The organism is Thermodesulfitimonas sp., from assembly GCF_052743955.1.
Genome location: NZ_JBRAIN010000118.1, coordinates 1 through 4,607, shown reverse-complemented (window position 1 = coordinate 4,607; position 4,607 = coordinate 1). Strand labels below are relative to the sequence as shown.

4 protein-coding genes and 2 tRNA genes are annotated in these 4,607 nt (G+C 55.1%); all 6 read left to right on the top strand.

Features of this window, described 5'->3' with window-relative positions; genetic code table 11:
- The first annotated feature begins 2 nt into the window (after positions 1 to 2).
- The 6 genes from ACUVTA_RS08655 to ACUVTA_RS08630 all read left to right on the top strand — a co-directional run bounded on the left by ACUVTA_RS08655 (position 3) and on the right by ACUVTA_RS08630 (position 4,572).
- Positions 3 to 78: transfer RNA gene (locus tag ACUVTA_RS08655), tRNA-Glu, on the top strand.
- 84 nt (positions 79 to 162) lie between these two features.
- A tRNA-Gly gene (locus ACUVTA_RS08650) sits at positions 163 to 237 on the top strand.
- 334 nt (positions 238 to 571) lie between these two features.
- Positions 572 to 1,204: a CBS and ACT domain-containing protein gene (locus ACUVTA_RS08645; protein ID WP_445952542.1), complete on the top strand. Its 633-nt coding sequence runs from the start codon at positions 572 to 574 to the stop codon at positions 1,202 to 1,204.
- Between the two features lie 11 nt (positions 1,205 to 1,215).
- Positions 1,216 to 1,353, top strand: a complete 138-nt coding sequence (scfA, locus tag ACUVTA_RS08640; RefSeq protein WP_445952541.1) for a six-cysteine ranthipeptide SCIFF — start codon at positions 1,216 to 1,218, stop codon at positions 1,351 to 1,353.
- Positions 1,354 to 1,650: 297 nt separating this feature from the next.
- A complete protein-coding gene (gene scfB / locus ACUVTA_RS08635; RefSeq protein WP_445952540.1) occupies positions 1,651 to 3,000 on the top strand; it encodes a thioether cross-link-forming SCIFF peptide maturase in 1,350 nt (449 codons plus the stop codon).
- A 225-nt stretch (positions 3,001 to 3,225) separates the two neighbouring features.
- On the top strand, positions 3,226 to 4,572 hold the full coding sequence (locus ACUVTA_RS08630; protein ID WP_445952539.1) for a peptidoglycan DD-metalloendopeptidase family protein: 1,347 nt from the start codon (positions 3,226 to 3,228) through the stop codon (positions 4,570 to 4,572).
- The last annotated feature ends 35 nt before the right edge of the window (positions 4,573 to 4,607 follow it).

Below are 4,607 nucleotides of genomic sequence, written 5' to 3'. Positions count from 1 at the left end.
GTGGCCCCATGGTCAAGTGGACTAAGACACCGGTCTTTCAAGCCGGTAACCCGGGTTCGAATCCCGGTGGGGTCACCACGTCGGAAGTCAGAGGCAGGAGGTCGGAGGTGAGAGATGATTCGTGCATCTGACCTCTTGCATCCGATGTCTGCTATCTGCGTTGCGGGTGTAGCTCAACGGTAGAGCACCAGCTTCCCAAGCTGGGGGTTGCGGGTTCGAGCCCCGTCACCCGCTCCACTCAAACCCAGTAAAATCAAGGCCTCCCGAAATCTGGGAGGCCTTATTTCTAATATTAAGCAAATGCTATCCAAAGAGGGGAGCCGCTATCTTTGGGGTATAAACCGCCTGCGCACCCAAAGGGCTATCTGGTAAAAAGGTGAAAGGTGCGTACTGGTGCAGGGATGGGGAAGAAGCGGTACGGCGGAGATATTAAGGCCATGTTGGCAAGAGGAAAGGCTGAGAGTATTGCTCTTCGTCTGCTACATCGGGTACAATCTCTTCTGAGAGGAAGCTGGGGAAGGATCTGGGTGGTGCCGAAAAGATCGTATAGCCACTTGGGGAGGGTAAAAGCGTGTTTGTCCACGACTGCATGACCGCAAATCCCATTACCATTGGCAAAGATACCCCAATTTTCGCGGCGCTCGAAATTATCCAGAGGCATAAGATCCGTCACCTTCCGGTGACGCGTGACGGCAAACTCATCGGGCTTGTAACCGAGCGCGGTCTGCTCAAGGTTTCGCCTTCGCCAGCTTCTACTTTAAGCATCTACGAGCTCAATTATATCCTCGCGAAGGTTACGGTAGCGGAGGCGATGATTAAGAACCCGATAACCATTAGACCTGACGCCCCGATCGAAGAGGCGGCGCTGATTATGCGGGAGCATAAGGTTGGTTGCTTACCGGTAGTGGAGGGTGATAAGTTGGTTGGTATTATCACCCAGACCGATATGGTTGAGGCGTTGGTAAACCTTTTTGGATTGCGGCGGGCGGGCTCCAGGATGGTTATTGAGGTAAGCGACCGCGTGGGTGTTTTGGCGGAGATCACCTCGCTTTTTAAAGATAAAGGAGTGAGTATCCGGAGCTTGGCGACTTTCGAGCGGGAGCCTGGGCTTTACGAACTTACTTTTCGCTTGAGTGTCCCAGATGCCAGGGAGCTGGCGGCGGAACTAGAGCAGATAGGCTATAAAGTGATTTCCGTTAGTTAAGGAGGGGGAGAATGGGCAAGCACATCAAGACGATTCTACCTGGAAAGGAGGTGCGCCGCGGGGGCTGTGGTGAATGTCAGGCGTCCTGCCAGTCGGCGTGCAAGACTTCGTGTACTGTAGGTAACCAAAGTTGCAAACAAAAAGCATAGGGGCGAAAAGGTTTTACCGGGTAATTGCGAGGGCGTAATCGCGATAGAAGCGAGGAATCCGCCCTCTTTTTTTAGTCCTAGAATGTTTTAGTACTAGAATACTTCCGGATCCGGGTTCGCAGTAAGTACAAGGCGCCGGGGTGTTCCTGAGAATAGGGGGAGAAGATTTTCAGTCGAAGCGGTACCCGGATTAAGGAACGTCAGTACTTGTAATAACTTTAGGATTATTACAGTTGTAACGTAATGACGAAACGGCATAGCGTACTAACACCCAAAGTTTAAGGGGGGACGCGGCGAGTGGTCCATCTTTTTGAGATTGGTGGCCGTAAGCTGGTTTTCGATCCGGTAAGCGGTGGATTGCACGTTGTTGATGATCTAGCGTGGGAAATTATTGGGGCCCTTGCCGGCGGGTGGGCGCTACCGCAAGGGTTTACATCAAAGGCCGTGGCGGCGGTCCTCGCTGAGATAGAGGAACTGAAGGCCAACGGGTCCCTTTTTGTCCCCGACCGAGCCCGGGAGCTTTATCTTCCGCCCCCTTTTGCGCCCAAGTCATTATGCCTCATGATAGCTCAGGAGTGTAACCTGCGCTGCACCTACTGTTTTGCGGACGAAGGCACTTACGGGGGGAGAGGCCTTATGCCCGAGAAAGTGGCGTTTCAAGCGATCGACTTTCTTTTGGAACGCTCCGGGCCGGTCCGGGCGGTGGAGGTCGACTTTTTCGGGGGGGAGCCGCTCCTTAACTGGTCCGTGGTAACCGCGGTGGTCGATTACGCCACGGAGAGAGCGAAAGCCTGTCACAAAGAGATTTCTTTCACCCTGACCACAAACGCCGTTCTCCTGGATACGACAAAGAGCCGTTACCTGCTGGAAAAAGGAATCAATGTTGTCCTGAGCCTTGATGGGCGTAAAGAGGTCCACGACCGCTTCCGCCGCTTTCCCGGCGGCACCGGCTCTTACGCAAAAGTACTGGCAAATTGCCGTGACTTTTTCCGCGCCTGGGCCGAAGTCCCGCGTGCTTCCTATTGTTACATCCGGGGAACCTATACCCGGTTCAACCTCGACTTTGTCCAGGATTTCCTGCACCTTGTTGCGGAGGGCTTTACGGCAATCTCTTTGGAACCGGTTGTGGCGTCGCCGGCAGAGCCCTACGCGCTCTGCGAGCAGGATCTTACCGCGGCGGCTGCGGCGTACGAGCACCTGGCAGAACATTACCTGACTTTGCGGCGCGGCGGGAAACCCGTCCGCTTCTTTCATTTTGAGCTGGACCCGACCGGAGGACCCTGCCTTACAAAGCGGCTGACTGGTTGCGGCGCCGGCTTTTCCTACGTGGCGGTGGATGTTGACGGGCGCCTTTACCCGTGCCACCAGTTTGTGGGCGACGCCACCTTCTGTCTGGGCGACCTTGCCACCGGGACGGTACGGCAGGAGGTAGTTGAGGCCTTTCGAAACGCCCACGTCTACAATAAACCAGGCTGTACGACGTGCTGGGCCCGCTTCTTTTGCGGGGGTGGGTGTCACGCCGCAGCCTACCTGGTTAACGGGGATATAATGAAACCTTACGCTATCGGGTGTGCGCTGATGCGAAAGCGTCTGGAGTGTGCCCTCTACCTTTTAGCGCAGACTACCGGGACAAATTCTGAGGAATAATGGCAAAAAGAGAGTTATATTCTAAAAACAACAGAGATTGGGCTAATTTGCGCCCTCACGCGCGTTTGGGATTTAAATTTGACCTGTTAAAATAGACCTGCTACTTTTTTCGCGTCTTAGAAGCTGTGATGCTGGACCAGCTGCTGTTGGAAAGAAGGTAGGGGCGATAAAAAGGGGTAGTCGGCAAGAGAGGTGGTTCTATTGCCTAAAATAATATTTTCCAGGTTGTGGCGGCGTGTCGGGATCATAGATTCCTGGCACCGCGAAGTGAAGGAGCAGTTGCTGGTTATTTTAGTTGCCGTTAGCGTTACCTTCACGGTTATCTATCTTTCGGGCACAGGTTGGGCCGTCACGGTAAACGGAAAGATGATAGGGGTGGTAAAGAATCGGGCGGTGGTTACGGCAACCCTCAAGGAAATTTTGCGGGCGAATGCGGCGCTGGGTCAGCCGGGCAGACCGGGGTATAAGGTGACGTACCGGCGCGTCCGGGTGGCCCAGAGAGACTGCCTCCCGCAGGCGCGGTTAAAGGAGCGCCTCGAGGAAGCTCTTGCCCTTTATGCCCGGGCTACCGTGGTCCAGGTTAATGGGCAGGACCGTTTCTTTTTCAGAGATCGCCGGGCGGCTACTGCTTTCCTGCAGGCGGTTGTAAAAATGTACGCGGCTAGGCCGGAGGAAGAAGCCACTTTTGCCGAGAGAATTACCTTGGCGACGCGGCGAGTGCCTATCTCTCGCTTGATGGGCGTAACGGAAGCCGTTGCGGTCGTGCGGCAGGGCATAGAGGAGCGGTGGTACTATAGGGTGAAGGAAGGCGATACCCTCTGGGATATTGCCCGGGCGCAAGGGCTAGCTGTTGAAGACGTGATTGCTGCTAATCCCGGCATGAATCCGGATCATCTATCTGTTGGTCAAGTGATTAAGCTGCGGTGCGAGAAGCCGGTATTTACTGTAGTCCAGGAGTACGAAACCACCAAGGTAGAGCCCATTCCTTTCCCGCGAGAAATAAGGTACGACCGCTCCCTTCACCGGGGTCAGGTAAAGATCGTTAAGCAGGGTAGGCCCGGTAAAAAGGAGATTACCTACCGGATCAAAGTAGAAAACGGGGTGGAAGTTTCCCAGACGGTTATCGGAACGATGGAACTCGAGGCGCCGGTTAAGCAGATAGAGCGACGCGGTAGTCGTTACCTCCTTGCTTCCCGTGGTGACGGCAGAGCTTCTTTGGGCTGGCCGTTATCAGGCCCCATCCTTTCCGGCTTTGGTATACGCTGGGGGCGAATGCACACCGGGATAGATATCGGTAGCGGTTATGGTACCCCTGTGGGTGCGGCCAGTGGCGGGACTGTGATCCGCGCCGGGTGGTACGGTGGCTACGGGCGAACGGTGGATATCGACCACGGCAACGGCGTGGTCACCCGCTACGCACACCTCGCGAGTATTTCGGTCGGTATAGGCGAGGTTGTCGAGCGGGGTGAGGTTATTGGAACGGTCGGCTCCTCCGGGCACGCCTACGGTCCGCACCTGCATTTCGAGGTCCTCGTGAATGGTGAACCGCGTAACCCTTTGAGCTACCTCTAAACCACCGCGACAGGGTAAAATGCCTGACAAAAATG